General features: G+C 66.5%; 23 protein-coding genes. 8 read left to right on the top strand and 15 right to left on the bottom strand.

Going from position 1 to position 25,059, the window contains the following annotated elements:
• The first annotated feature begins 80 nt into the window (after positions 1-80).
• The 4 genes from C8J43_RS09105 to rplI all read left to right on the top strand — a co-directional run bounded on the left by C8J43_RS09105 (position 81) and on the right by rplI (position 1,864).
• Positions 81-437, top strand: coding sequence for an RcnB family protein (locus C8J43_RS09105; protein ID WP_121884759.1), 357 nt, complete (start codon positions 81-83; stop codon positions 435-437).
• 157 nt (positions 438-594) lie between these two features.
• Positions 595-1,029: a 30S ribosomal protein S6 gene (gene rpsF / locus C8J43_RS09100; RefSeq protein ID WP_056050884.1), complete on the top strand. Its 435-nt coding sequence runs from the start codon at positions 595-597 to the stop codon at positions 1,027-1,029.
• A gap of 2 nt (positions 1,030-1,031) precedes the next feature.
• A complete protein-coding gene (gene rpsR / locus C8J43_RS09095; RefSeq protein ID WP_031393978.1) occupies positions 1,032-1,256 on the top strand; it encodes a 30S ribosomal protein S18 in 225 nt (74 codons plus the stop codon).
• Positions 1,257-1,267: 11 nt separating this feature from the next.
• Complete coding sequence (gene rplI / locus C8J43_RS09090; protein WP_107952437.1) at positions 1,268-1,864, top strand: 50S ribosomal protein L9; 597 nt, start codon at positions 1,268-1,270, stop codon at positions 1,862-1,864.
• 398 nt (positions 1,865-2,262) lie between these two features.
• On the opposite strand, the gene rmuC is transcribed toward rplI, so the two are convergent.
• The 3 genes from rmuC to recR form a co-directional block, all read right to left on the bottom strand.
• Positions 2,263-3,714 carry a DNA recombination protein RmuC gene (rmuC, locus tag C8J43_RS09085; RefSeq protein ID WP_132897672.1) on the bottom strand — a complete coding sequence of 484 codons (1,452 nt, stop codon included), beginning with the start codon at positions 3,712-3,714 and terminating at the stop codon, positions 2,263-2,265.
• Positions 3,715-4,170: 456 nt separating this feature from the next.
• The gene (gene def, locus C8J43_RS09080; RefSeq protein WP_133030581.1) at positions 4,171-4,695 is read right to left on the bottom strand and encodes a peptide deformylase; all 525 of its coding nucleotides are present in this window, start codon (positions 4,693-4,695) and stop codon (positions 4,171-4,173) included.
• Positions 4,696-4,743: 48 nt separating this feature from the next.
• Positions 4,744-5,340: a recombination mediator RecR gene (gene recR / locus C8J43_RS09075; RefSeq protein ID WP_056052820.1), complete on the bottom strand. Its 597-nt coding sequence runs from the start codon at positions 5,338-5,340 to the stop codon at positions 4,744-4,746.
• Positions 5,341-5,392: 52 nt separating this feature from the next.
• On the opposite strand from recR, the gene fmt reads away from it, so the two are divergent.
• The gene (fmt, locus tag C8J43_RS09070; protein ID WP_133030580.1) at positions 5,393-6,319 is read left to right on the top strand and encodes a methionyl-tRNA formyltransferase; all 927 of its coding nucleotides are present in this window, start codon (positions 5,393-5,395) and stop codon (positions 6,317-6,319) included.
• Positions 6,316-7,056: a tRNA pseudouridine(38-40) synthase TruA gene (truA, locus tag C8J43_RS09065; RefSeq protein WP_133030579.1), complete on the top strand. Its 741-nt coding sequence runs from the start codon at positions 6,316-6,318 to the stop codon at positions 7,054-7,056. Before fmt ends, truA begins: the two co-directional genes overlap by 4 nt.
• A gap of 66 nt (positions 7,057-7,122) precedes the next feature.
• Here truA and C8J43_RS09060 read toward each other — a convergent pair whose 3' ends face one another.
• The 11 genes from C8J43_RS09060 to smpB all read right to left on the bottom strand — a co-directional run bounded on the left by C8J43_RS09060 (position 7,123) and on the right by smpB (position 21,081).
• A complete protein-coding gene (locus tag C8J43_RS09060) occupies positions 7,123-8,331 on the bottom strand; it encodes a class I SAM-dependent RNA methyltransferase (protein ID WP_133030578.1) in 1,209 nt (402 codons plus the stop codon).
• The gene (locus C8J43_RS09055) at positions 8,328-9,812 is read right to left on the bottom strand and encodes an NAD(P)H-hydrate dehydratase (protein ID WP_133030577.1); all 1,485 of its coding nucleotides are present in this window, start codon (positions 9,810-9,812) and stop codon (positions 8,328-8,330) included. Before C8J43_RS09055 ends, C8J43_RS09060 begins: the two co-directional genes overlap by 4 nt.
• Positions 9,809-10,216, bottom strand: coding sequence for a hypothetical protein (locus C8J43_RS09050; protein ID WP_133030576.1), 408 nt, complete (start codon positions 10,214-10,216; stop codon positions 9,809-9,811). Before C8J43_RS09050 ends, C8J43_RS09055 begins: the two co-directional genes overlap by 4 nt.
• On the bottom strand, positions 10,197-11,918 hold the full coding sequence (ilvD, locus tag C8J43_RS09045) for a dihydroxy-acid dehydratase (RefSeq protein WP_133030575.1): 1,722 nt from the start codon (positions 11,916-11,918) through the stop codon (positions 10,197-10,199). The genes C8J43_RS09050 and ilvD overlap by 20 nt, the downstream gene beginning before the upstream one ends.
• A gap of 64 nt (positions 11,919-11,982) precedes the next feature.
• Positions 11,983-12,216, bottom strand: coding sequence for a hypothetical protein (locus C8J43_RS09040; protein WP_133030574.1), 234 nt, complete (start codon positions 12,214-12,216; stop codon positions 11,983-11,985).
• Positions 12,217-12,448: 232 nt separating this feature from the next.
• Positions 12,449-12,814, bottom strand: a complete 366-nt coding sequence (locus C8J43_RS09035; RefSeq protein WP_056052823.1) for a response regulator — start codon at positions 12,812-12,814, stop codon at positions 12,449-12,451.
• 65 nt (positions 12,815-12,879) lie between these two features.
• Positions 12,880-15,255: a response regulator gene (locus tag C8J43_RS09030; protein WP_133030573.1), complete on the bottom strand. Its 2,376-nt coding sequence runs from the start codon at positions 15,253-15,255 to the stop codon at positions 12,880-12,882.
• Between the two features lie 426 nt (positions 15,256-15,681).
• On the bottom strand, positions 15,682-17,727 hold the full coding sequence (locus tag C8J43_RS09025) for a M13 family metallopeptidase (protein ID WP_133030572.1): 2,046 nt from the start codon (positions 17,725-17,727) through the stop codon (positions 15,682-15,684).
• A gap of 120 nt (positions 17,728-17,847) precedes the next feature.
• On the bottom strand, positions 17,848-19,926 hold the full coding sequence (locus C8J43_RS09020) for a M13-type metalloendopeptidase (protein WP_133030571.1): 2,079 nt from the start codon (positions 19,924-19,926) through the stop codon (positions 17,848-17,850).
• A gap of 83 nt (positions 19,927-20,009) precedes the next feature.
• On the bottom strand, positions 20,010-20,504 hold the full coding sequence (locus C8J43_RS09015; protein ID WP_133030826.1) for a DUF2062 domain-containing protein: 495 nt from the start codon (positions 20,502-20,504) through the stop codon (positions 20,010-20,012).
• 94 nt (positions 20,505-20,598) lie between these two features.
• The gene (gene smpB / locus C8J43_RS09010) at positions 20,599-21,081 is read right to left on the bottom strand and encodes an SsrA-binding protein SmpB (protein WP_055879372.1); all 483 of its coding nucleotides are present in this window, start codon (positions 21,079-21,081) and stop codon (positions 20,599-20,601) included.
• A gap of 308 nt (positions 21,082-21,389) precedes the next feature.
• Here smpB and C8J43_RS09005 point away from each other — a divergent pair, with 308 nt between their 5' ends.
• Positions 21,390-22,040 (top strand): hypothetical protein, encoded by a 651-nt coding sequence (locus C8J43_RS09005; RefSeq protein ID WP_133030570.1) that lies wholly within the window; start codon positions 21,390-21,392, stop codon positions 22,038-22,040.
• 9 nt (positions 22,041-22,049) lie between these two features.
• On the opposite strand, the gene dapA is transcribed toward C8J43_RS09005, so the two are convergent.
• A complete protein-coding gene (gene dapA / locus C8J43_RS09000; protein WP_133030569.1) occupies positions 22,050-22,934 on the bottom strand; it encodes a 4-hydroxy-tetrahydrodipicolinate synthase in 885 nt (294 codons plus the stop codon).
• 90 nt (positions 22,935-23,024) lie between these two features.
• On the opposite strand from dapA, the gene C8J43_RS08995 reads away from it, so the two are divergent.
• Positions 23,025-25,046: a lytic transglycosylase domain-containing protein gene (locus C8J43_RS08995; RefSeq protein WP_133030568.1), complete on the top strand. Its 2,022-nt coding sequence runs from the start codon at positions 23,025-23,027 to the stop codon at positions 25,044-25,046.
• Positions 25,047-25,059 lie beyond the last annotated feature (13 nt).

Below are 25,059 nucleotides of genomic sequence, written 5' to 3'. Positions count from 1 at the left end.
GACAATCGCCTGCGACAATCGGCTCCCAGATTATGGAGGACGCCGCAGCAACGGCGCCGTGTTTCAAACGGGAGATTATCATGAAGAAGTTCATCCTCAGCGCGCTTGCCGCCACCCTCGTCGCCAGTCCGCTGCTCGCCGCAGCGCCGGCCGAAGCGCAGCAGCGCCGCGAAGTCACTACCGTGCGCCACAACGACAACGGCCGCACCGTCGTCACCAAGCGCACCGTCGTCCGCACGCCGCAGTATCGCAACTGGCGCGCCGGCCAGCGCTTCGATCGTCGCCAGGCGCAGAACTACCGGGTCATCACGACGTACCGCAACTATCGCCTTGCCGCCCCGCCGCGTGGCAGCCAGTGGGTCCGCTCGGGCAACGACGCGCTGCTAATCAACGGTCGCGGCAACGTGGTGCAGGTTCGTGGCGGCGCGTTCCGGTAAACCTGAACACCTTGCCTTTCCCCGATAAACGGGTAAGGCCCTCTGCAACCGGGGTGAGAGATTCGCGTCTCTCGCCCCTGTTTGCATTCTAGACGACAGCCGGAGGGGTGCACGCATGGGGCGTGTATCAGCGATCGGCCAAGACGAAGGACAAGACATGGCTCTTTACGAGCACGTGTTCCTTGCGCGCCAGGATCTGGCACAAGCGCAGGTGGACGCACTGGCGGAAATCGCCACCAAGATCGTGAACGACAACGAAGGTCGGGTCGTAAAGACCGAGAACTGGGGCCTGCGTTCGCTGGCGTACAAGATCGCCAAGAACCGCAAGGCGCACTATGTCATGCTCGAGATCGATGCCCCGGGCAGCGTGATCGCAGAGCTGGAGCGCCAGACCCAGATCAACGAAGACATCATCCGTTACATGACGGTCAAGGTCGACACCCTTGAAGAGGGCCCGACCGTGATGATGCGCAAGCAGGATCGTGACCGCGAGCGTCGTGGCGACCGTGAAGGTGGCCGTGAGGGCCGTCCCGATCGTGGCGATCGTCCGGACCGGGGTCCCCGTCGTGACCGCGAAGAGGGAGCTGAATAATCATGGCACGTCCATTCTTCCGCCGCCGCAAGAGCTGCCCGTTCTCCGCCAAAGACGCTCCCCGGATCGACTATAAGGACGTCCGGTTGCTGCAGGGCTTCGTGTCCGAGCGTGGCAAGATCGTCCCGTCGCGTATCACTTCGGTGGCCGCAAAGAAGCAGCGCGAACTGGCTCAGGCCATCAAGCGTGCGCGTCATCTGGGCTTGCTGCCCTACATCGTTAAGTAAGGAGCGCCCACATGGACGTCATTCTGCTTGAGCGCGTCGAAAAGCTTGGTGCTATCGGCGACGTGGTGAAGGTCAAGGACGGTTACGCGCGTAACTTCCTGCTTCCCAACAAGAAGGCGCTTCGTTCGAACGAAGCCAACCGCAAGGTGTTCGAGTCGAACCGTGCGAAGATCGAATCGGACAACGCATCGCGTCGCAGCGATGCCGAGACCGAAGCGAAGACCTTCAACGACGCGACCGTGACCCTGATCCGTCAGGCGTCGAACACCGGTCAGCTCTACGGTTCGGTCGCGGTTCGCGATCTGGTCGATGCGCTGGTGGCCGACGGTCACAAGGTCGGCAAGTCGGCGATCGTGCTCGACAAGCCGATCAAGGCGATCGGTGTGTATACCGTCAAGGTATCCCTGCACCCCGAGGTGTCGGTGGCCGTCAAGGTCAACGTCGCCCGCTCGCCTGAAGAGGCCGAGATGCAGGCTTCGGGCGTCGACGTGATGTCGTCGATGTTCGAGCGCGACGAGGCTGGCTTCGTCGAGGATTACGATCCGAACGCAGAGCCCGGCGCGACCGCCGAAGCACCGCGCGACCAGGAGGACGAAGCGCAGGGTTGATCCCTCCGCTTCCTTCTAGCCGATACAGAAAGGCCCGCCCGGAGTGATCCGGGCGGGCCTTTTCTTTTGTGCTTTTGCGGGGGTGTCAGGGGCAGGTTACGCAGGCGCCGATCATTGCCGCGAAGGGGATGAGGGCGCAGAGGATGGGGACTAGGTGTTTCATGACCGGGTGACTCTTGGGGGGTGTTATCCGGTTAATGCACAAGGTCTGGAAAGGTTGCCGGGAGGTGAACGAATTTTGTACCGATCGGTTTTCGGTGCGAGAACTTTACTGGCTTACCACCCCGGCGGAGGCCGGGGCCCGATTGGGAAAGCTGGAGTAACGGATCGCAGCGTCCATCATTCGCGTCCTCCAATTGGGCCCCGGCCTTCGCCGGGGTGGTTCAAAACTAAAGGTGTCAGCTTTCGACATTCTCCGGCTTCTCGATCAGCGCGGGGCCCTCGCCTAGCGCCAGTGCGTCGACCGAGGACACGTCCTCCAGATCCCGCGCGCCGGTCTCGATGTTCAGGTCGCGGAACTTGCGCCCCGTCACCATCAGGCGGCCGTTGAACGAGTTTGTGAAGCCGTTGAAGTTCTTCACCGCGCTGTTGAGGCCGACGCCGACCTTCCGCAGGTCGTCCGCCACCTTGGCGAGGCGATCGTGCATCTCCTTGCCGAGTTCGCCGATCTTGCGTGCTTCGTTGGCGAGTTTTTCCTGGCGCCAGACCGCCGCGACGGTGCGGGCGATCGCGATCAGGTTCGTGGGGGTGGCGAGCAGCACGCGCTTTTCGAAGGCGAAGTCCCAGAGCGTCGGGTCGTGTTCGAGCGCGGCGGAGAGGAAGTGTTCGCCGGGAACGAACATGATGACGTAGTCGGGGGTGTCGGCGAACTGGCTCCAATACGCCTTGTTGCCGAGGCCGTTGACGTGCGCGCGCATCGAGGCTGCGTGAGCAGCGAGTCCGATCAGGCGTTCGGCGTCGTCGACCGCGCCGAAGGCGTCCTGGTAGGCGTTGAGCGAGACCTTCGCGTCGATGACCAGTGCTCGACCGCCGGGGACGCGGATGATCGCGTCGGGGCGCAACCTTGCCCCGTCGTCACCGACCGCGACTGAGACTTCCGTCTGGAAATCCGTGTGCTCGCTGAGCCCGCAGGTTTCGAGGACGTTCTTGAGCTGCTGCTCGCCCCAGCGGCCGCGGGACTTGGGGGCGTTGCGGAGCGAGTTGACGAGTTTGGCAGCTTCGGTCGAGACCTTTTCCTGGCCGAGGCGCATCTGCTCGATCTGGCCCTTGAGGTCGCCGAACGCGTCGCGGCGCTCGGCCTCGACCTTGGCGACGCCCTCTTCATAGCGTTGCAGGCGATCGCTGACGGGTTGTAGCATCGACTTGAGGTTGAGGCCGGCGGATTCTTCGGACTGGCGGAAGCGGGCGTCGGCGCGTTCGAGGAAGGTCTTCTGCGCGTCGCTGAGCAGCTTGTTGGCGACGTCGCCGAACTGCGCGGCCATGACGTCCTTCGCCTCGCGAAGTTCGAGCAGGCGCGCTTCGAACGCTTCGCCTTGTGCTTTCAGCGTGGCGATTTCGGTGCGGGCCGCGTCGCGGTCGGTGCGGATCGTTGCGAGGTCGAGGCGCAGGCGGTCGGTGTCGGTGGCGCGCTCGGCGTTCTGCGCGCGGAGGGTAGCGAGGTCCTGCATCGCGGCGTTGCGTTCGCGCTCGACGGCGTCGCGCGCGGTGCGGATAAGGTCGGCGTCGGCGACCTTGGTTTGGGCGACGGCGAGTTCGCTGGCGAGAGTGGCGGCTCGGCGGGAGGCTAGCAACCAGCCCAGGAGGATGCCCGCGGCTAGCGCGAGGACGGCGATGATGGCGAACTCAGCCATTTTGCACCGGCGAATTTAGCTGGAAGTGCACAAAGTGCAGACACTGGCGCAGCATTTTCTCAGGGGAGAATGTGCGCATCGCCGAGCGGGTTTGGGAAGGAGATGGAGACGTCATGCGTGGAACATACGTCGAACGGTTGATGTAGGACAATCGGAATATGTTGTTCTTCCGCGGAGGCGAGAGCCCAGGGTTACGGGCGGTGGCGCTCGTGGTCCTGGGCCCCCGCCTTCGCGGGGGAACTAGAAAGGGGGCGCTCCGACACCCTCGCCGAACAGTACCACCCCGGCGGAGGCCGGGGTCCAATTGGAAAGGTTTCAATAACGAGGGACTGCGCTCAGTTGGCGATGTCCCCCAATTGGGCCCCGGCCTCCGCCGGGGTGGTTGCGTGTTGGGTGAGTAAGCCGCGCTCTCAGGGACGCACTCTCAACACAGAGAGCACGGACACCCCCCGCGCCTCAGCCCAGCTTCCGCTGCTTCGCCAGCTTCTTCAGCACCATGTCCCGCTTCAGCCGGCTGATGTGGTCGATGAACAACACCCCGTCGAGGTGGTCGATCTCATGCTGCATGCAGGTCGAGAGCAGCCCGTCGAAATCCTCCTCGTGCGCAGCACCGGTCTCGTCGAGCCACTTGACGCGGCACCGCGCCGGGCGCGCCACTTCGGCATATTGCTCGGGGATCGAGAGGCAGCCCTCGTTGTACGTGGAGACCTCGTCGCTGACCGACAGGATTTCGGCGTTGATGTACGCCTTGGGGTTCTTGATCGGCTTGTCCTCCTCGTCCTTCTCCTCCTGGAGATCGATGACGAGGACGCGCAGCTGGACGCCGACCTGGGTCGCCGCGAGGCCGATGCCGTTGAAGTCGTACATCGTCTCGATCATGTCGGCGACGAGCGTGCGGGTGGAGTCGTCGACCGTCTCCACCGGCTCGGCGACGAGGCGCAGGCGGGGATCGGGGACTTCGAGAACGGTCATGACGGTCATAGCGCGTCCGCTAAGGTACGCGTGGGCATCACGTCAAGCCGATGGGCGTCAAGCCATTGGCCTTCTGGCCCTTAATGCCTGCGCCAACGTCCCCTCGTCGAGATAGTCGAGTTCGCCGCCGACCGGCAGGCCGTGCGCGAGTTGGGTGACGCGGACGGGGAAGCGTTCGATGCGCTCGGCGATGTAGTGCGCGGTGGTCTGGCCTTCGAGCGTGGCGTTCATCGCGAGGACGACTTCGTCGATGCCGCCGGCTTCGATGCGGCGGACGAGGCTGTCTATGCTGAGATCCTCGGGGCGGATGCCTTCGAGTGCCGACAGGCGCCCACCGAGGACGTGGAAGCGGCCGGGGAACAGGCGGGAGCGATCTAGCGCCCAGAGGTCGGCGACTTCCTCGACGACGCACAGCGAACGCTGGTCGCGGCGCGGGTCGGCGCAGATCGCACACGGGTTGGTGGTGTCGACGTTGCCGCAGGTCGAGCAGTTCTCCAGCCGCTCGTCGACCGCGGTCAGCGCCTCGCGCAAGGGACCCAGCGCCGCGTCGCGCTTCTTGAGCAGATGCAGCACGGCGCGACGTGCGGACCGGGGGCCGAGGCCGGGGAGCCGGGCCAGCGCCTGCGTCAGCGCCTCGATCTCGGGGGAAGCCATAGGGAACAGATAGGGGGTTGCGCGGCTCCCCGCCAGCGTGTTCGAGAGGGGCATGCGGATCATCTTCATGGGAACGCCGGACTTCGCAGTGCCGGTGCTGGAGGCCCTCGTCGCGGCGGGGCATGACGTGGTGGCGGCGTATTGCCAGCCGGCGCGACCGGGCGGGCGGCGTGGGCGCGAACTGGTGCCGTCGCCGGTGCAGGTTCGGGCGGAGGCGCTGGGCATCGAGGTGCGGACTCCGGTGTCGTTCAAGGCGTCGTTGCCGGAGGGGCTGGAGGCTCGCGAGGCGTTTGCGGCTTTAGGCGCGGATGTTGCGGTGGTCGCGGCGTATGGTCTTATTCTGCCGCGCGCGGTGCTGGAGGCGCCACGGTTTGGGTGCCTCAACGTGCATGGATCGCTGTTGCCGCGGTGGCGCGGGGCGGCGCCGGTGCAGCGCGCTATCCTCGCGGGCGATGCCGAGACGGGCGTCGGGATCATGCAGATGGAGGCGGGTCTGGATACCGGGGCGGTAAGGCTCGAGGGTCGGACGCCGATCGTCGGCAAGACCGCGGGGGACCTGACGTCCGAGCTGTCGGCGATGGGGGCGCGGTTGATGGTCGAGGTGCTGGGCGATCTCGACGCCTACCCTGCCCGGCCCCAGCCCGAGGAGGGCGTCACCTATGCCGCCAAGATCGACAAGGCGGAGGCGCGGATCGATTTCGAGCGGTCGGCGGTCGAGGTCGAGCGGCTGGTGCGGGCGATGAATCCGGCGCCGGGGGCGTGGTTCGAGGTTGCCGGCGAGCGGGTGAAGGTGCTGGCGGCGGACGTGTTGCCGTTCTCGTTCCTTGGCTGCGAGGGGCTGACGGTCAATGCCGAGCTGACGATCGGGTGCGGCGACGGGGCGATCCGGCCCACCCTGGTGCAGCGCGCTGGGCGCGGCGTGACGTCTGCGGAGGAAATGCTGCGCGGGTTTCCGATCCGGTCGGGGACGCAGCTTTGACGCGGTTCGCGTTGACGGTGGAGTTCGACGGGCGGCCGTTCATGGGCTGGCAGCGGCAGAAGCATGGGCCGAGCGTGCAGGCGGCGCTGGAGGCCGCGGTGCTGAAGATGACCGGCGAGACCGCGTCGGTGCAGGCGGCGGGGCGGACCGATGCGGGGGTCCACGGGATGGCGATGCGCGCGCATGTCGACATCGCGAAGCCGCTCGCGGCGTTTCGGTTGATGGAGGGGTTGAACGCGCTGGTGAAGCCCGCGCCGGTGTCGGTACTGGCGTGTGAGGTGGTCGACGACGATTGGCATGCGCGGTTTTCGTGTGTCGGGCGGTCGTACGAGTACCGGATCGTCAATCGGCGATCGCCGCTGACGTTCGAGGCGGGGCTGGCTTGGCAGGTGCCTCAGTTGCTGGAGGCGGACGCGATGGCGGAGGCTGCGGGGGCGCTGGTCGGGCGGCATGACTTCACGACGTTTCGGTCGGCGCATTGCCAGGCGGATAGTCCGGTGCGGACTTTGGACCGGCTTGAGGTGGTGCGCGAAGGGGAGCGGTTGTTCGTCTATGCGGCGGCGCGGTCGTTCCTGCACCATCAGGTGCGGTCGATGGTCGGGTGTCTGGCGCTGGTTGGTATGGGGCGCTGGGCGGTTGGCGATGTTGCGGCTGCGCTCGCGGCGAAGGACCGGGCGATGCTGGGGCTGAATGCACCGCCCGATGGGTTGTTCTTCGTTACGGCCGTCTACCCCTGACAAGCTTGTTCCCCCGCGAAGGCGGGGGGCCAGACTGGGCCCCCGCCTTCGCGGGGGAACAAGGGCTTAGCGGATGAACTTGGCGGCTAGCTCGACATGCGTCGACCAGCGGAACTGGCCGACCGGCTGGACCCAGTCGATCCGCCAACCCGCGTCGCACAGCTCTTTCGCGTCGCGCGCGAAGCTCGCCGGATTGCATGAGACGTAAGCGATCACCGGCGTCTTGCACTCCGCCAGCGCGGTCGCCTGCTCGCGCGCGCCGGAGCGGGGCGGATCGATCACCACCGCATCGAAGCGATCGAGTTCGGCCACCGTCAGCGGTCGGCGGTAGAGGTCACGGTGCTCCGGATAGACGGGCCGCTGGGTGCGGTGTGCGGCGGCCTTGAGCGAGCCGAGTGCGTCGCGCGCGCCTTCTGCCGCATAGACCTTCGCCGGGATTGCTAGTGTGAAGGTGCCGAGGCCGGCGAACAGGTCGGCCACAGTGCCGGGCTTGCCGATCGCTTCGAGGACGGCGGCGGTGAGTGCGGCCTCGCCGTCGGGCGTGGCCTGGAGGAACGACGCGGGCGGGAGCGGCACGGGGACGCCGCCGAGCGTGATCGTGACCGCGTCGGGCTCCCAGCGCGTCTCGGGGCCGAGACCGTCGTCGAACGCCACGCGGGCGATCTTGTGGTCTTCGCAGAATTTGGTGAGCGCTTCGGCGGCGGGGAGGCCTTCGGGGGCGAAGCCGGTGATCAGGATGTCCGCGCCCTGGTCGGCGAGCGTCAGGTGGATATCCGCGCGGCGGCGGAAGTTGAGGCGCTTGAGCAGTTGGCGCAAGGGCTGGACGAGCGCGAACAGGCGCGGATCGAGGATCCAGCATTCCTTGATGTCAACGATCGTGTGCGCCTTCTCGGCGGTAAAGCCGAGCGTGATCTTGCCGCCCTTGGCCTCGGCGTGGAGCGTCGCGCGGCGGCGGCTGCGTTCGGGGGAGATGTGCGGGGTGCGGATCGGCGCGGACAGGTCCTGACCGTCGAGCGCGGAGGCGATGCGGTCGGTGACGAACTCGGCATAGGCCTGGTCGTCGAGATGCTGGAGTTGGCAGCCGCCGCAGGTCGGGAAATGCACGCAGGGGGGCGTCTGGTGGTGCGGGCCGGGGATCACGGTGCCGTCGGCGGCGAGCGTGTCGCCGGGCGCCGAGAAGGCGGCGTGGCGGCCGTCGGCGGTCATGCCGTCGCCGCGCGCCGCGACGCGGATGATCGTGTCGATATTCGTTTCAGAGGTCGAGTCAGTGGTCATGGGGCCGCTCTGGCCGACCGGAGCGCTTCCGCCAAGTCGTCGGCGATGAAAGCCGCGCCCAATCGGCGGGCAGCGTCACCGTGGAGCCACACTCCGGCGCAGGCTGCGTCGAGCGGATCGAGCCTGGCGGCGAGCATTGCGCCGATCGCGCCGGCTAGCACGTCGCCGGTGCCGGCGGTGGACAGCCAGTCGCTGGCGTCTTGTGCGATGCGGACGCGGCCGTCGGGGGCGGCGATGACGGTGTCGGCGCCTTTGAAGACGACGATCGCGTTGGCGCGGGTAGCGGCGTCGCGGGCTCGGGTGATCTTGTCCGCGTCGGACTTGCCGAAAAGCGCGTCGAATTCGCCTGAATGCGGGGTGAGGATCACGGGGACTTGCAGCGCTTTGATCCGGTCGAGGTCGAGCAGGCGGAGCGCGTCCCCGTCGATGATGAGGGGATGACCTGAGGTCAGCGCGGCTTCGAGACGCGCCTTGGCGACATCGTCGCGCCCGAGGCCGGGACCGATGACGAGCGCACCGATCCGGTCGTTGGCGAGCGCGTGGTCCGAGAACCACGTGCGGACGAGCGCGTGCGGGGGGCCTTGGCTGTCGCCGAGCAGGGTTACGTAGCCGGCGCCGACGCGCATTGCAGCTAGGGCTGCAAGATCGGAAGCGCCGGACATGGTGCCGGCGATGATCGCGATCATGCCTCGGGTGTATTTGTGCGAGTCCGGGCCGGGGGTTGGAAGGATTGGGGCCTTGAGGACTTCGGCGTGGCTGACGGTAGGAACGCCGATGTCGAGGAGGCGGATCTGGCCGCAGTAGCGCGCGGCGGGTTGAAGGAGGTGTGCTGGTTTCACCGCACCGAGCGCGAAGGTGAGGTCGAAGACGGGGGGCGTGCTCAGCGCCTCCCCTGAGTCGGTGGCTAGGCCACTGGGCAGGTCGACCGCGATGCTTAGCTCCGCGGCGTTCGCGAGGGAATGGAGACACTCGACCACAGACCGTTCCCCCGCGGACGCGGGGGCCCAGGATAGGCCGCTAGGTGAGCCCTCGGGATTTAGCTGGGCCCCCGCGTCCGCGGGGGAACGGTTGGGGGTCGGTGGTGTACTGGCGTCGAGCGGGCGCGTGAGGCCCGTGCCGAACAGCGCGTCGACCAGGATGGGCGCGGGTTTTGCCTCCGCCAGCGTTTCGACCGGGCCTGGCCACCCTGCCCTCGCCGACTTCGCCGCGTCGGTCTTGGGCTCCGACAGCGCCGCGACCCTCACCGCAATGCCCATTTCGGCCAGCACGCGGGCTGCGACATAGCCGTCGCCGCCGTTGTTGCCGGGGCCGCAGAGGATCAGGACTTCGTTCGTACCCGCGAGCCGGCGGACTGCCTCAGCGATCGCCATGCCGGCGCGCTCCATCAGCGTTTCAACCGAGACGCCGGTAGCGATAACCGCGTCTTCCGCCGCGCGCATTTCGGCGGCGGTAAGGACCGGCTGGCCTTCGATTCGGATCATGAGGGGTTCGTCGTACCCTTGACGGTAGCCGGGAGGCGATAGCGGTTGCCGCCGAGCGCGACCTCGATGCCGTCCGTGCCCGTGATCGTGACCTTCGCGACCTCGGCGCCGTCCGCGGCTATCACGCCGCGGCCGTCCTGCGTTACCAGCAACCGGCGGAAGGCTCCGTCGGGGTGGCGGATCGTCAGGATCAGGCCATCCTTGCCTTGCGCCTGCTCGATCGTGCAGGTCGACGCGAACGCGGCGTCACCCTGCGCGCAGGCGATACGGCTGTCCCCAGCGGTTTCGGTGCGCTGCTTTGCCGCGACCTGTTCGCTGCTCGGCTGCCCCCGCCCGCACGCTGAGAGCGGGAGCGAGAGAAGCGCGGCAACCGCCAGTATTTGCTTAGATATCCGCGTAGACATGGGTTTCGGCTGCCGCTCCAGGGTGCGTGACGGCACCCTTGTAGGCGGGGCCGACGGTCTTCGCATAGCGCCAGAGTGCGCCCGAGCCGTAATCGTTCGTGCGCGGCACCCACGCGGCGCTGCGCTCCGCCATCACGTCCTCGGGAACGTCGAGGTCGATCGTGCCAGCCTCGGCGTCGATGTGGATGATGTCGCCGTTCTCGACCAGCGCGATCGGGCCGCCGTCCGCGGCTTCGGGACCGACATGGCCGATGCAGAAGCCACGCGTGCCGCCCGAGAAGCGGCCGTCAGTGATCAGCGCCACGCTCTCGCCCATGCCGAGGCCGTAGAGCGCGGCGGTGGTCGACAGCATCTCGCGCATGCCGGGGCCGCCCTTGGGGCCTTCGTAGCGGATGACGATGACTTCGCCTTCGTTGATCTCGCGCTTCTCGACCGCGGCAAAGGTGTCTTCCTCGCAATCGAATACGCGCGCCGGGCCCGAGAACTGAAGGCGGTGCATGCCGGCGACCTTCACGATCGCGCCGTCGGGGGCGAGGCTGCCGCGTAAGCCCACGACGCCGCCGGTCGGGGTCAGCGGAGTCTTGATGTCGTAGATGACCTTCTGGTCGGGGTTCCACGTCACCTGGTCGATGTTCTCGCCGAGCGACTTGCCCGTCACCGTCAGGCAATTCCCGTCGAGGAACCCGCCAGCGAGCATCGTCTTCATCAGCATGTAGACGCCGCCGGCTTCATACATGTCTTTCGCCACATACTTGCCACCGGGTTTGAGGTCCGCGATGTACGGCGTTGTCTTGAAGATCTCGGCGACGTCGAACAGGTCGAATTCGATGCCGGCTTCGGACGCCATTGCGGGGAGATGCAGCGCGGCGTTGGTCGAGCCACCGGTCGCGGCGACGACGCGGGCGGCGTTGATGAACGCCTCGCGCGTGCAGATGTCGCGGGGCCGGATATTGTCGGCGAGACAGTCCATAACCTGCGCACCGGCCGCCACGGCGATCTGTTCGCGCGTGGTGTAAGGTGCGGGCACCATGTTGCTGTTCGGGATCGACAAACCGATCGCTTCCGCAACGCAGGCCATCGTGTTGGCGGTGTACTGGCCGCCGCACGCACCGTGGCCGGGGCACGCGACCTTTTCGATCGCGTGGACTTCGGAGAGCGGGCACGCACCGGCGGCGTATTTGCCGACGATCTCGAACACGTCGACGACGGTGACGTCGCGGTCCTGATAGCGGCCGGGCAGGATCGAGCCGCCATAGACGAAGACGGAGGGGATATTGAGGCGTAGCATCGCCATCATCATGCCCGGAAGCGACTTGTCGCAACCGGCGAACCCGACCAGCGCGTCGTAGCAATGGCCGCGTACGGAGAGCTCGACCGAGTCGGCAATGACTTCGCGGCTCACGAGGCTGGCCTTCATGCCCTGATGGCCCATCGCAATGCCGTCGGTGACGGTGATCGTGTTGAAGCGGCGCGGCATGCCGCCGCCCTGGATGACACCGGCCTGCGCGGCATCGGCCTGCGCATCGAGCGTGGTGTTGCAGGGCGCGGAGTTGTTGCCGGCCGAAGCGAGCGCGACGAACGGGCGGGCAATCTGCTCCTCGTCGAGGCCCATCGCGTAGTAATAGCTGCGGTGCGGGGCGCGCTCTGGGCCGAGGGAGACGTGACGGCTCGGCAGGCGCGATTTATCGAATGTGCGGGTCATGGCGAACGCCTATGTCGCGGGAGAGGGTATTTACGCAAGAGAGTTGCGAGGCCGAACGGGCAATTTAGTGGACGAGCGCCATCAGCGCGATCAGCAGGACCATGACCCCGATCACCACGACGAAGAGCGGTGCGAGGATCAGAAACGTGCCGCTGTCGTTGTCGAACGCCCAAGCGACCGGGGGGAGCGCGAGTATCACGACGGCTATCGCGACGCTGCTGCCGCCGAAACCATACCCTGCGACCAGTGCTACCAGCGTGCACGACAGCGTTACCGTCCGGGCTCGCGAAAGTCGCATCAGGTCTGATGTAGCAAATACATAGGAACGCCGCGTGAGGCTGGGACAGTGTTTGTGCAATACGGTGGCATCGAGTCGCCAACGGGAGTCATTCCGACGAGGTCAGAATCCAAGGTTACTGACGATGCGCCACTTGGCTCTCGGTCCTGACCCTCGTCCGGGATGACGGTCTAGATGGAGGTTGCTCTCACCAAGCGCCCCCCGGCCTCCCCTTTTCAAGGAGGAGAAGGAGTCAGAGGCCTTCAAGGGCCTTGGCTACGCCGTCCATCGTGAAGGGCTTTTGCAAGCGGGGGCGGTCGCGGAATTCTGGGGCCACGCCGTCGTCACCGCCGCCGGTGGCGAAGACGAACGGGACGCCGCGCGCGGCCAGGGCCTCGGCGACCGCGGTGCTCTTTTCGCCGCCGCGGAGGTTGACGTCGAGGATGGCGCCATCGACGCCGCCCTCTTCGATCCGCTTGAGCGCGTCGGCGACGGTATCGACCGAGCCTGCGACTCCCTTGTCCAGCACCTCGAGGAAATCCTCGAGCATCATGGCGATCAACGGTTCGTCCTCGACGATCAGAATCTGCTGCGGGAGGATCTGCTGGGAAGCGGTCATGCCATGCGCATAGTCGGGATTGTTACGACTTGCCAACATCTTGTTCAATTCATTCCGGTTTCGTTTCACCGCGTGGCGAGCACGTCCCGCGCCGCTTCGGCGAGTTCCTGCACCGAGAAGGGTTTTGGTAGGAACGAGACGTTGTCCAGATCGATCGACTTGCGCAGCTGCTCCTCCGCATAACCCGACATGAACAGGATCGGCAGGTCGGGATATTTCTCGCGCACGTGCCGGACCATCGTCGGGCCGTCCATCTGCGGCATGACGACATCGCTGATGAGCAGATCGGGGCGGCCATGCTTCTCCAGCACTTCGAGCGCGACCTCGCCGTTCTCCGCGGTCAGTACCGTATAGCCCTGCCGCGAGAGCGCGCGCTCGGCGACCGCCCGGACCATGTCCTCGTCCTCGACCAGCAGGATCGTGCCGGTGCCCCAGAGATCGACGGGCTTCGGCGCCGGCTTCACGATCGCGGGCCGCGTCGCGGCGGGGGCCGAATGGACCGGCAGATACATCGTGAAGGTGGCGCCCTGCCCCAGCTTGCTGTCGGCGAAGATATAGCCGCCCGATTGCTTGACGATCCCGTAGACGGTGGAAAGGCCGAGGCCGGTGCCCTTGCCGAATTCCTTGGTCGTGAAGAACGGTTCGAAGATCTTGGGCAGCACGTCGGGCGGGATGCCAGTGCCGGTGTCCTGGACGATCAGCGCGGTGTAGTCGGCGACGGGCAGGATATCGGAGGCCATCGCGCGGACTTCGGACGCATACACCGCGCGGGTGGTTATGGTCAGCACGCCGCCACCGCGTGCGTTCGCCGAGACGATCGCGTCGCGCGCATTGACCGCGAGGTTGACGACGACCTGCTCGAGCTGGCCGGGATCCGCGCGCACCGGGCCGAGGTTGCGGCCATGCGTCATATCGAGGCGGACGTTCTCGCCCATGAGCCGCTTGAGCAGGTTCGAGACTTCGGAAACGACATCGGGGAGTTGCAGGATCTGCGGCCTCAGCGTTTGCTGGCGCGAGAAGGCGAGCAGCTGGCGCGTCAGGCTGGCGGCGCGGTTCGAGTTGGTGCGAACCTGCTGGATGTCGTCGTAATCGCTGTCGCCGGGCGAATGGCGCATCAGCATCAGGTCGCAGTGGCCGATGATCGCGGTCAGGATATTGTTGAAATCATGCGCGACGCCGCCCGCGAGCTGGCCGACCGCCTGCATCTTGGTGGCCTGCGCGACCTCGCGCTTGAGGCGGCTCTCCTCGCTATTGTCCTTGAGGCTGAGCAGCACGGCCGCGTCCCCGAGCCCGCGCGCGCCGGCGATGGTCAGCGCGACCGGCTCGTCGGGGTGATCCTTGAGGCGGACCGCCATGTCGGCGGAGTGCGTCGCGCCGTTCGCAAACTTGCGGATCGCGTCGGCGACCGCGGCCTTGTCCTCGCGGACGACCAGATCGCCCGGATACAGCGGCGGGGCGACCGGATTGACGCCGGCCGCGCGCAGGAACGACGTGTTCATCTGAAGAAACCGGCCGTCACGGTCGACCAACGCCATCCCGAACGGCATCAGGCTGACGAGGCTGCGGACGTGCGCCGACGCACTCGCACCGACCGGCGGAGCGGCCTCCTCGTCGTCCAGCAGCGCTACGAGAACCGGCGCATCGTCGCCCTCGAGAAACGGCACCTGGAGGACGCGAAGCGGCGTGCCTTCAAGACCCTCGCGTTCGAAGCGGACGAAGCCGCGGCTGTCGGTGATGAGAAAGCTCGCGAAATCGCGTCCGTCGATCGATTCGTGATCGTTGCCGCTGGCCCGCGCGCGCAGCACGCGGTTGGCGGTCCGCACGCGGCCGTCGGTGGAGAGCAGCGCCGCCATGATGCCACTGCCGCCGAGCCGGTCGCCGGTCGGGCCGGGCAGCAACGCCGCCAGCGTCTCGGCGAGATCGTGATCCTGCGCAGTGACGAATCGCCAGACGAGCATGTCCGCTTCATCCCCGGCGCGTGCGATGTGCGCGGACAGGCAGACTCCGCGGGCGTTGAGGCGCTCGACCCGCGCAATCCCATCGCGCCAGGCGGTTCGGCCGGCATCAGCAAGCGCCGCCGTGCCGACATCGTCGAGCGGCAATCCCGGGGGTGTCGGAAAGCCTGCGAACAGCGCATCGTATGCGTCGTTGGCGCAGACCAGTCGGCCGGCGCGGTCGGTGATCGCGATCGCGTCGGTGCCGGCTTCGGCGACGGTGCGGGTGAGGTCCCAGTCGACCGGGCGCGACGCGTCCTTCGCGACCGGGTTCAGCAGACGCCACGCTATCAGTGCACCGATGACGATGACGGCCGCGGCGAAGAACCCCGCGGCGGCGATCCAGCTGCCGACAAGCAGGAGAACGATCGCCGCGGCGGCGATGCCGGACGCGATGGCGACGAGCGCGGCGTTGCGGGCGGGAGTGGGTAAAGCGAACGATGCCATCGGGTGGGTCATCCGCTCAAGCGGGGCTGGGCGTCAAGCGGGTTGCGGGGGTATTGCCGTGGTTACTCGTATCACAGGCGACGTTCCCCACAAGAAATCGCCACCCCGGCGGAGGCCGGGGCCCAGTTGGAGAGGTGGTAATAACGATGCGCGGACCGTCGTCAGCAACGTCCCCCAACTGGACCCCGGCCTTCGCCGGGGTGGTTGTTGTGCCTAGGGTAAGGTTGATCCTGCTCCCCTCCCTGGAAGGGAGGGGTTGGGGGTGGGTCGGCCCGTTGGCGGACGTCGTGCGTTTCCCAGCGGCCTACCCACCCCCTGCCCCTCCCTTTCAGGGAGGGGAGACCGTTGGGGGTTAGGCTGACTTGAGCGCTTTCCTCCGAAAGACACGCCCAGTTTACGCTCCCCCCGCTATTCCAAGGGAAACCCTTACCAGATCCGAACGCGCTGTTCCGGCGTCAGGTACAGCTTCTGGCCCGGCGTCGGCTTGTATGCCGCGTACCAGGGGTCGAGGTTGCGCACGACCCATGCGCGCTGCTGCGACGGCGAGTGAGGATCGGTCAGCAAGCGGTTGCGAAGGTTCGCCTCACGGTAGTTGCGACGCCAGACCTGCGCCCAGCCGAGATAGAAGCGCTGATCGCCAGTAAACCCGTCGAGCACCGGCGCCGTCTTGCCGCCGAGCGCGGTGTGGTACGCATCATATGCCACCGTCAGGCCGGCAAGATCGGCGATATTCTCGCCCATCGTGAGTTGACCCTTCACGTGCATGCCGGGGAGCGGTTCGTACGCGTCGTACTGCGCGCCGAGCTTGCCCGTCAGCGCCTTGAAGCGCGAGACGTCCTGCGGCGTCCACCAGTCGGTGAGTTGGCCCTTGGCGTCATACTTCGAGCCCTGATCGTCGAAATGATGGCTCAGCTCGTGGCCGATCACCGCGCCGATGCCGCCGTAATTGACCGCGTCGTCAGCCTTCGGATCGAAGAACGGCGGTTGCAGGATCGCCGCGGGGAAGACGATCTCGACCATGCCGAAATTGGCATAGGCGTTCACCTCCATCGGCGTCATGCCCCATTCCCAGCGCTGGAGCGGCTTGCCGAGCTTGGCGATGTTGTCCTGGTGCTGCCATTCGTTCGACCGCCATTCGTTGCCGAACGCGTCGCCGCTCGTGACCGTCAGCCCGGAAAAATCCTTCCACTGGCTCGGATAGCCGATCTTCGGCGTGAACGCGGCGAGCTTGGCGTGCGCCTTGACCTTGGTCTCGGGCGCCATCCATTCGAGCTTGTCGATCCGGCGGCCCATCGCGGCGAGCACGTTCTTGACGAGCTTGTCGGCTGCGGCCTTGGTCTCGGGCGGGAAATACTGTGCGACGTAGAGCTTGCTGACCTCGTCATCGAGCGCGCCGGAGGTGAACTGGACGCCACGCTTCCAGCGCGCTTCCTGCTCGGGCGTGCCGCCGAGGACGGTGCCGAAGAACGCGAACTGCTCCGCGTCGAACGCCTTGGGCAGGACGTCCGCGTAACCGTCGAGCGAGCGGAGGATCAGCTGGTCCTTGAGCACGCCGATCGGTGCAGTCGCGACGAGCTTGGCGATGCCGGTGATCGCCGATGGCTGCGCGACGATGACGGTTGGGACGGGCGTGCCGATGCCCTTGAAATACGCGGCGAAATCGAAGCCGGGTGCGCGCTTGGCGAGATCGGCGACGGTCATCTTGTTGTAGGTCTTGGTGGCGTCGCGGCTGTCGACGCGGGTCCAGCTGACCTTGGCGATCTCGGTCTCGAACGCGAGCAACGCGGTGGCGCGCGCCTCGGCATTGGGTTCGCCGGCGAGGGTGAGCATCTTGACGATGTGCGCGCGGTACGCGTTGCGGGCCTCGACCAGCTTGGCGTCGGTGCTGAGGTAGTAATCACGATCGGGGAGGCCGAGGCCGGACTGGCCGAGCGAGAGCGCGTATTGCTCAGGCGACTTGTCGTCCTGGCCGACGCCGCCGCCGAACGGGCCGCCGATCCCGGCGCGGTCCGCCTCGGCGAGGAGGGCCGGATAGCCCGCGCGGTCGTTCAGCGCGGCGATTGTCTTCAGCCACGGACGGATCGGCGCGAGGCCCTTGGCCTCGATCGTGCCGGTGTCGAGATAGGTCGCGTAGGCGCGGCCGATCTTCGACTTCGGGTCCTTCGCGGCGGTGTCGAGGATGCCGCGGGTTCGGCTCTCGGACAGGTCGGACAGGAAATTGAACGCGCCATACGCCGCCTTGTCGGCCGGGATCGGCGTGGTCTTCGCCCAGGTGCCGTTGGCGTAGCTGTAGAAATCGTCGCCGGGCTGGACGGTCTTGTCCATGCCCTTCTCGTCGAAGCCGAAGGTCCCGTATTGCGCGCCGGTCGAGGCGGGTGCGGGCGGGGTCGGCTCAGCCGTTTGCGAGATGGCGGCGGTGACACCGGTGATGGCGGTTGCGGCGAGCAGGCCGGCGACGATGAACGACTTCATGTTTCTCTCCAGACTTCGTCATCCTGACGAAAGTCAGGATCCAGAGCCAACCGCGTTATCTGCGTGGCTCTGGATCCTGAGTCGAGCCCAGGATGACGGGGCTCTATGGAACGGGGTCAGTTACCAGATGCGGACGCGGTTGGCGGGGGCGAGGTAGCTCTTCTCACCCGGCTTGGCGCCAAATGCCGCGTACCAGGGATCGAGGTTGCGGACCGTCAGGACGCGCTGGTGACCCGGCGAATGCGGGTCGGACAGCAACGTCTGCTGGAGCGCTGCGTCGCGGAACTTGGTGCGCCAGACGCCCGCCCAGCCATAATAGAAGCGCTGGTCGCCGGTCGTGCCGTCGATGATCGGCGCCTGCTTGCCGCCGAGCGACTTGTGGTACGCGTCGTAGGCGACCGTGAGGCCGGCGAGATCGGCGATGTTCTCGCCGAGCGTCAGGCCGCCCTGGATGTGCTGGCCAGGGAGCGGTTCGTACGCGTCGTACTGCTTCACGAGCGCATCGGTGAACACCTTGAAGCGGGCGACGTCCTGCGGCGTCCACCAGTCGGTGAGCTTGCCGTTGAGGTCGTATTTGCGGCCCTGGTCGTCGAAATGATGGCTGATCTCGTGGCCGATTACCGCGCCGATGCCGCCGTAATTGACCGCCGGGTCCGCCTTCGGATCGAAGAACGGCGGCTGGAGGATCGCAGCCGGGAAAACGACCTCGTTCATCGTCGGGTTGGCGTAGGCGTTGATCGTCATCGGCGTCATGAACCACTCGCCGCGATCGATCGGCTGGCCCAGCTTCCTGAGGTCGCGGTCGTATTCGAACGCGTTGGCGCGCGCGACGTTACCGACGAGATCGCCCCGCTGGATCTGGAGCGCGGAGTAATCGCGCCACTTGTCCGGATAGCCGATTTTCGGGGTGAACGCGGCGAGCTTGGCGAGCGCCTTGGTCTTGGTTTCGGGCGCCATCCATTCGAGGTTCTTGAGACGCTCGCCCATCGCTGCGATGACGTTCTTGACGAGATCATCCGCCGCAGCTTTCGACGCGGGCGGGAAATACTTGGCCACGTACTGCTGGCCGATCGCCTCGCCCATCGCGCCCGACACGGTCGTGACACCGCGCTTCCAGCGGACCTGCTGCTCGGGCGTGCCGGACAGCGTGGTGCCGTAGAACGCGAAGTTGGTCTTGTCGAAATCGCTCGACAGATACGGCGCGTAGGCGCGCAGCACCTTGAGCATCGCATAGTCCTGGAGGACGTTGACCGGCGTGTCGGCAAAGACCTTGGCCTCGCCGGTCACTGCGCTGGGCTGTGCGACGAGGTAGAACGGACGGCCGGTGACGCCCATTGCGGTCATGTACTGCGCCCAGGGGAAGCCCGGCGCTTTCGCGGCGAAGTCGGCGGCGGTCCATTTGTTGTAGGTCTTGTCGGCGTCGCGGCTCTCGATCCGAGTCCAGTGCGCCGTCGCGAGGCCCTTTTCCATGTTGAAGACGGCGGCGGCGCGGGCGGCGGCGTTTGGCTCGCCGGCTAGCGTCAGCATCCGCGCCAGATACGCTTGGTACGCGGTGCGGACGGTCGCGAGCTTGGCGTCGTCCTTCAGGTAATAGTCGCGGTCGGGGAGGCCGAGGCCGCTCTGCCCGAACTGGACGACATAGGTGGTCGGGTCCTTGTCGTCCTGCGACACGCCTACGCCGACGAGGCCACCGACGCCCTGACGCTGGAGCCTGGCGATCTCGGTGACGAGCGCGGTCTTGTCCTTGGACGCCTTAAGCGCGGCGAGCATCGGCTTGACCGGGCCCGCGCCCTTCGCGTTGACCGCGGCCTCGTCCATGAAGCTCGAGTAGAAATCGCCGACCTTGTCGCCGGGCTTGGTCGCTGCGGCATCGAGGATCGTACGGGTACGAGCGAGCGACAGGTCCTGGAGGACGTGGAACATCCCGTAGGACGAGCGATCGGCGGGGATCGGCGTGGTCTTCACCCAGCCGCCGTTCGCGTAGTCGAAGAAGTCGGTGCCCGGCGTCACGCTGGTATCGCGGCCTGCCATATCAAAGCCGAAATCGCCGATCTGGGGCTTGTTCGCATCCTTGGCGGCGACGGGGCCTTTCGCGGCCTTCGCCAGCACAGGCGATGGGCGGTTGGTGCTGGGTTTCGTCTGGGCGAAAGCCGACGCCGCGGACGCGAGCAGGATCACGGTAACAATCGACTTGCGCATCAAGAACCTCGGAGAAAGATCGTCAGGATGCGGTGTGTTCTACGCCGATAGGACGGTCCGTCAATTCCAACCGGTGTCAAATGTTACGAAATATGACCGTGGCGATTATCATGCCGGTGCCGCCACTTGCGCGCGATCCACAACCGCCAGCCAAGCGCACTGAGCGCATAGCCGCCGATCGAACACACGACCGTTATGACCAGCAGGCCGAGCGCGGTGGCGGGGCCAGCCTGCATCAGCCACGGGATCCATTCGGTGCGCGCCGCAGCATCTGCGACGGGCTGGCCGGGGACGTGCGCGTCGAGGCGGAGCAGAGACGTGCCAATCCAATAGGCGGCGATCCAGAGCGGCGGCGTGGTCAGCGGGTTGGTGATGAAAGTGGTCAGCGCCGCGGTCGGCACGTTGGCGCGAAACGGCAGCGCGAAGATCGCGGCGACCGGGGTTTGCGCGACCGGGATCAGGATACCCGCGACCATTCCGAGCGCGACGCCACGCGGGACAGAGCGGCGCGTGAAACGCCACAGTTCGGGCGCGAGCACGCGGTGCGCGACGGGCCGCAGCAAGCGGTTCCGCTCCATCGATTCGCGGGTCGGCAGATTACGACGCGACCACGCCGCGAGACGCCCGAATATGCTCAAGACGATAGGGTCATCGACACCGGCGCCACGTCGGTTATCCGCGATCCCGCATGATCCGGCCCTGCTCGCGCTTCCAGTCCTGTTCCTTCACCGAGTCGCGCTTGTCGTGGTTCTGCTTGCCCTTGGCGAGCGCCAGTTCGATCTTCGCGCGGCCCTTCGAATTGAAGTAGATCATCAGTGGCACGAGCGTCATGCCCTGGCGCGCGACCGCACCGAACATCTTGTTGATCTCGCGCTCGTGGAGCAGCAGTTTGCGGGGGCGCTTGGGCTCGTGGTTGAAACGGTTGCCGTGGCTGAATTCGGGGATGTTCGAATTCACCAGAACGACGTTCTTGCCCTTCACCTCGGCATAGGCCTCGGCGATCGAGCCCTCGCCGCCGCGCAACGCCTTCACCTCGGTGCCGGTGAGCGCGATACCCGCCTCGAACACCTGCTCGATGTAATAGTCGTACCGCGCGCGCCGGTTCTCGGCGACGATCTTGGTCTTCTCGAAGGTCGGGGGTTTGGGACGTGCCATGGGACGCGCGATGTAGGAGGTCGGAGGGCTTAGGGGAAGCGGTCGTGGTCGTTATTAACTGCCCCCTCCTCTTCTCTGCCCCTCCCTGGAAGGGAGGGGTTGGGGGTGGGTCGGCTTCCGCATATCCGAACCGTGGCGGCTCAAGCTGGCCTACCCACCCCCTGCCCCTCCCTTCCAGGGAGGGGAGACTGTTGTGGTTGGTTCAAACGAGGTTCGCGTTCGCCGGGGCGGCGTCGACTGCGTCGCAACTCGTTCTGCAACCAAAAGCACATGATTGCCGCCCCCCAACCATTGGGTTAGCTCATGCCATGAACGTCACCGAACGCTACGACCAAGACGGCTATGCCGCCGTTCCGCGCTTGATCGCGCCGTCGGTCGCCAACGCCTTCCTCCGCCAACTCATCACCGACATGGAGGCTCGGGGCACGCCGCTAACCGCGCAGAAAAACGGCTCGGCGTTGCTGCGGCGCGACGCGATCGAGGTCTACGGGTTCCATTATCCGCCGATGCTGGGGCTGCTGTGGGGCCTGACGCCGTTCGTCGCGAATGCGATCGGGCGCGACCTGCTGCCGGCGTACAGCTATTTCCGGATCTACCAGGAAGGCGATATCTGTCGCGTGCACAGCGATCGGCCGTCGTGCGAGCACAGCCTGTCGCTGACGCTGGATTACAGCGACGGCGTGGCGTGGGATCTGGAAATCGGCACCGACCACATCGCCGTGCCGAAACCCGTGGTCGAGGAAGATTTCGGTTCGGCGGGGTTCGCCTCGGTCAGCATGGAGCCCGGCGATGGCGTCCTGTACCAAGGCGTGCACCGTCGGCACGGCCGGATCACGCCCAATCCCAATGCGTGGTCCGCGCACCTGTTTCTGCACTGGGTCGAGCGCGGTGGGCCCAACGCCGCGTTCGCCTTCGACGGCAACCATGCGGCGACCCGGCCCGTCGACCTCGCCTTGTAGCAGCAGGCTTCAGACCAGCCGGGCGTGTGCGAGCGCCGCATCAACCGCCGCGCGCGAGGCTTCGCCGGCGGGGGTCATCGGCAGGCGAAGGGTTTCCGGGAAGCCGGCCCGCACTTTGGTCATCGCGTACTTCACCGGCCCCGGCGAGGCGTCGGTGAACAGCGCCTCGTGCAGCGGATAGAGTTGATCCTGATACGCCAGCGCCTTGACGAAATCGCCCGCCTGGCACGCCGCCTGGAATTCCGCGCAGAGCTTCGGTGCGACGTTGGCGCTGACCGAGATGCAGCCGGTGCCGCCCATCACGTTGAACGCCAGCGCAAGGTCGTCATTGCCCGAAAGCTGGCAGAAATCCGCGCCGCATGACGCGCGGTGCTGCGAGACGCGGGCGAGGACGCCGCTGGCATCCTTCACGCCGACGAACATGTCCGGGAACGCCGTGACGATCCGCGCCAGCGTCGCCGGCTGGATATCCGTCACCGTGCGCGCGGGGACGTTGTAGAGGATGATCGGCAGCGGCGTCGTCTGCGCCAGCGCTTCGAAATGGCGAAAGATGCCCTCCTGCCCGGGCCGGTTATAATACGGCGGGACCATCAACGCGGCGTCGGCGCCGGCGTCCTTCGCCGCGCGCAGGTTTGCCGACGCGACGCGCGTATCGTTCGAGCCCGCGCCAGCGATCACGGGGACGCGGCCCTTCGCCTGGTCGACGCAGACGCGGACCACGTGGAAATGTTCGTCGTACGACAAGGTCGCCGCCTCGCCGGTGGTGCCGCACGCGACCAAACCCGACGAGCCCTCGACGATCTGCCATTCGATGAAGTCGCGATAGGCGGGTTCGTCGAAGCTGCCATCGGCGGCGAACGGCGTGACGAGCGCGGGAATGGATCCTGAAAACATGCGGTGGCCTGCGGTCCTATTGCGCCAGATCTTGGTACATATCTGGATTTCGTTCAGGACAGATACGGGTTCGATGCGTATGCTGTCCACATGGTAGCATCGATGTTCAAAACGAGCCTTCTTCTAGCCGTGGTCGCGGGGACGGCGGTTTCGTCCGGCGTGTTGGGCCAGGGCGGCGAGCAGACGCTGGATCGCTACAGCACGCAGCTCGCCAATATGGGGCCACAGGCTCAGCCGGTCGCGAACCCGACGATGAGCGACGGCGCGATCGCCTCGACCATCGCGCAGTGGCGCGCGTTACAGCAGACCGATGCGTTGCCGTTCGACAGCTATGCCGGCTTCCTGATGGCGCATCCGGGCTGGCCGAACGAAGCCGCGAACCGGCGGGCAGCCGAGCGCAAGGCGGCCACCGGATCGCCAACGAGCGTCGTCGCGTTTTTCCGTCGCTATCCGCCGCAGTCGGCGTCGGGCGGGGTCGGTTACGCGCGGGCGTTGATGGCGACGGGTGCGCGCGATCAGGCGTATGCGGCGGTGCGGACGGCGTGGCGGAGCAGCGGGCTGACGCCGACAGACGAGGCGATGGTGCTGTCGGGCTTTCCGGGTGCGCTGACGCCGGACGATCAGGATGCGCGGATGGATGCGCTGCTGTGGGCGGGCCAGACAGGCACGGCGCAACGGCAACTGGCATGGACGAGCCCGGCGCGGCGGCCGATCTTCGAGGCGCGGCTGGCGTTCCGGACGAATGCGCCGAACGCGTCGGATATCTCGGCCTCGACGCAGACGCTGTATGCGAACGATGCGGGCTATGTCGCGGACCGGGCGCAGTGGTTGCGCAATTCTGGGGCGAGCCCGTCGGCGCGGTCGTGGCTGGCGCGGCCTCGGTCGCTGGTGGCGCGGCCGGGCAATGCGGCGGAATGGTACGAGGTGCTCGTCACTAACGCGAACGGCGCGGCGAACGACGGGCAATATCAGACCGCCTACGATATCGCGCGGCAGATCGACGATGCGTATCCTTACGGGGCGGACGTCTCGACGAAATCCTATGCCGAGCGTGACGAATATACCAACCTCGCCTGGCTCGGCGGGCGGGTGGCGATGAAGCAGCTTGGCCGGCCGGCGGATGCGATGACGCTGTTCGACCGGTACGCGCGCGGCTCACGTTCGCCGCAGGTGCGGTCGAAGGGCTATTACTGGGCGGGGCGTGCGGCGGAGGCGGCTGGGCTCGCGCCTCAGGCGGCTGCGTTCTACGGGCAGGCGGCGGGGTACCGCGATCAATATTACGGACAGTTGGCTAACGAGCGGACCGGACGAGCGCTGGTCGCGCCGCCTTCGGTTGCTTCGGTGGCGATCGATCCGGCGACGCGCGCGGCGTTCGATCGGCGCGAAGTTGTGCGCGCGGTGAAGTTCCTCGGGCAGATCGGCGACTGGCAGGACCAGACCGCATTCGTCCGTCAGATCGCGGCGGACGCGACCACCGATACCGATCACCTGCTCGCAGCCGAGCTGTCCAAGACGATCAACCGGCCGGACCTCGGCGTGATGGTCGGGCGGAGTGCGCTGGCGAATGGGCTCAGCGATTATTCCGCGGTCGGCTTCCCGATGGTGGCGGTGCCGGCGGGGTATGAGGACAACTGGACGATCATCCACGCGATCTCGCGGCAGGAGAGCCAGTTCGATCGTGCCGCGGTGAGCCACGCCGGTGCGCGCGGGCTGATGCAGCTGATGCCGGCGACCGCGCGCGAGCAGTCGGGGAAGATCGGGCTGGCGTACAACCAGGCGGCGCTGACGACCGATCCGAACATGTCGATCATGCTGGGCTCGAGCTATTTCCAGCGGGTCTACGCCAATTACGGCAGTTATCCGCTGGCGGTGGCGGCGTATAATGCGGGCGGCGGCAACGTGAACAAATGGCTCCGCGCGAACGGCGATCCGCGGACCGGGGCTGTCGACATGGTCGATTGGGTCGAGGCGATCCCGTACCAGGAAACGCGCAACTATGTGCAGCGCGTGCTGGAAAATGCGGTGGTGTACGACCTGATGAACCCCGCGCGGGCGAAGAGCCGGGGGGCGGCTCGGCTGTCGTGGTATCTGGGGAAGAACCGGCCGGGTTGAGCTGTTCCCGTCA

Source organism: Sphingomonas sp. PP-CE-1G-424 (assembly GCF_004341085.1).
GTDB lineage: Bacteria > Pseudomonadota > Alphaproteobacteria > Sphingomonadales > Sphingomonadaceae > Sphingomonas.
This window is presented reverse-complemented; position numbering and strand designations above follow the sequence as displayed.

What these genes read in the sequence shown, in the direction of transcription:
- smpB (WP_055879372.1), bottom strand. Translation starts at nt 21,081, where the DNA reads ATGGCACGTCCCAAACCCCCGACCTTCGAGAAGACCAAGATCGTCGCC.
- def (WP_133030581.1), bottom strand. Translation starts at nt 4,695, where the DNA reads ATGACCGTCATGACCGTTCTCGAAGTCCCCGATCCCCGCCTGCGCCTC.
- ilvD (WP_133030575.1), bottom strand. Translation starts at nt 11,918, where the DNA reads ATGACCCGCACATTCGATAAATCGCGCCTGCCGAGCCGTCACGTCTCC.
- C8J43_RS08995 (WP_133030568.1), top strand. Translation starts at nt 23,025, where the DNA reads ATGGTAGCATCGATGTTCAAAACGAGCCTTCTTCTAGCCGTGGTCGCG.
- rmuC (WP_132897672.1), bottom strand. Translation starts at nt 3,714, where the DNA reads ATGGCTGAGTTCGCCATCATCGCCGTCCTCGCGCTAGCCGCGGGCATC.
- C8J43_RS09005 (WP_133030570.1), top strand. Translation starts at nt 21,390, where the DNA reads ATGAACGTCACCGAACGCTACGACCAAGACGGCTATGCCGCCGTTCCG.
- fmt (WP_133030580.1), top strand. Translation starts at nt 5,393, where the DNA reads ATGCGGATCATCTTCATGGGAACGCCGGACTTCGCAGTGCCGGTGCTG.
- C8J43_RS09025 (WP_133030572.1), bottom strand. Translation starts at nt 17,727, where the DNA reads ATGAAGTCGTTCATCGTCGCCGGCCTGCTCGCCGCAACCGCCATCACC.
- rpsF (WP_056050884.1), top strand. Translation starts at nt 595, where the DNA reads ATGGCTCTTTACGAGCACGTGTTCCTTGCGCGCCAGGATCTGGCACAA.
- C8J43_RS09020 (WP_133030571.1), bottom strand. Translation starts at nt 19,926, where the DNA reads ATGCGCAAGTCGATTGTTACCGTGATCCTGCTCGCGTCCGCGGCGTCG.
- recR (WP_056052820.1), bottom strand. Translation starts at nt 5,340, where the DNA reads ATGGCTTCCCCCGAGATCGAGGCGCTGACGCAGGCGCTGGCCCGGCTC.
- rpsR (WP_031393978.1), top strand. Translation starts at nt 1,032, where the DNA reads ATGGCACGTCCATTCTTCCGCCGCCGCAAGAGCTGCCCGTTCTCCGCC.
- C8J43_RS09035 (WP_056052823.1), bottom strand. Translation starts at nt 12,814, where the DNA reads ATGACCGCTTCCCAGCAGATCCTCCCGCAGCAGATTCTGATCGTCGAG.
- C8J43_RS09030 (WP_133030573.1), bottom strand. Translation starts at nt 15,255, where the DNA reads ATGGCATCGTTCGCTTTACCCACTCCCGCCCGCAACGCCGCGCTCGTC.
- dapA (WP_133030569.1), bottom strand. Translation starts at nt 22,934, where the DNA reads ATGTTTTCAGGATCCATTCCCGCGCTCGTCACGCCGTTCGCCGCCGAT.
- C8J43_RS09050 (WP_133030576.1), bottom strand. Translation starts at nt 10,216, where the DNA reads ATGTCTACGCGGATATCTAAGCAAATACTGGCGGTTGCCGCGCTTCTC.
- C8J43_RS09060 (WP_133030578.1), bottom strand. Translation starts at nt 8,331, where the DNA reads ATGACCACTGACTCGACCTCTGAAACGAATATCGACACGATCATCCGC.
- C8J43_RS09015 (WP_133030826.1), bottom strand. Translation starts at nt 20,504, where the DNA reads ATGGAGCGGAACCGCTTGCTGCGGCCCGTCGCGCACCGCGTGCTCGCG.
- C8J43_RS09040 (WP_133030574.1), bottom strand. Translation starts at nt 12,216, where the DNA reads ATGCGACTTTCGCGAGCCCGGACGGTAACGCTGTCGTGCACGCTGGTA.
- rplI (WP_107952437.1), top strand. Translation starts at nt 1,268, where the DNA reads ATGGACGTCATTCTGCTTGAGCGCGTCGAAAAGCTTGGTGCTATCGGC.
- C8J43_RS09105 (WP_121884759.1), top strand. Translation starts at nt 81, where the DNA reads ATGAAGAAGTTCATCCTCAGCGCGCTTGCCGCCACCCTCGTCGCCAGT.
- C8J43_RS09055 (WP_133030577.1), bottom strand. Translation starts at nt 9,812, where the DNA reads ATGATCCGAATCGAAGGCCAGCCGGTCCTTACCGCCGCCGAAATGCGC.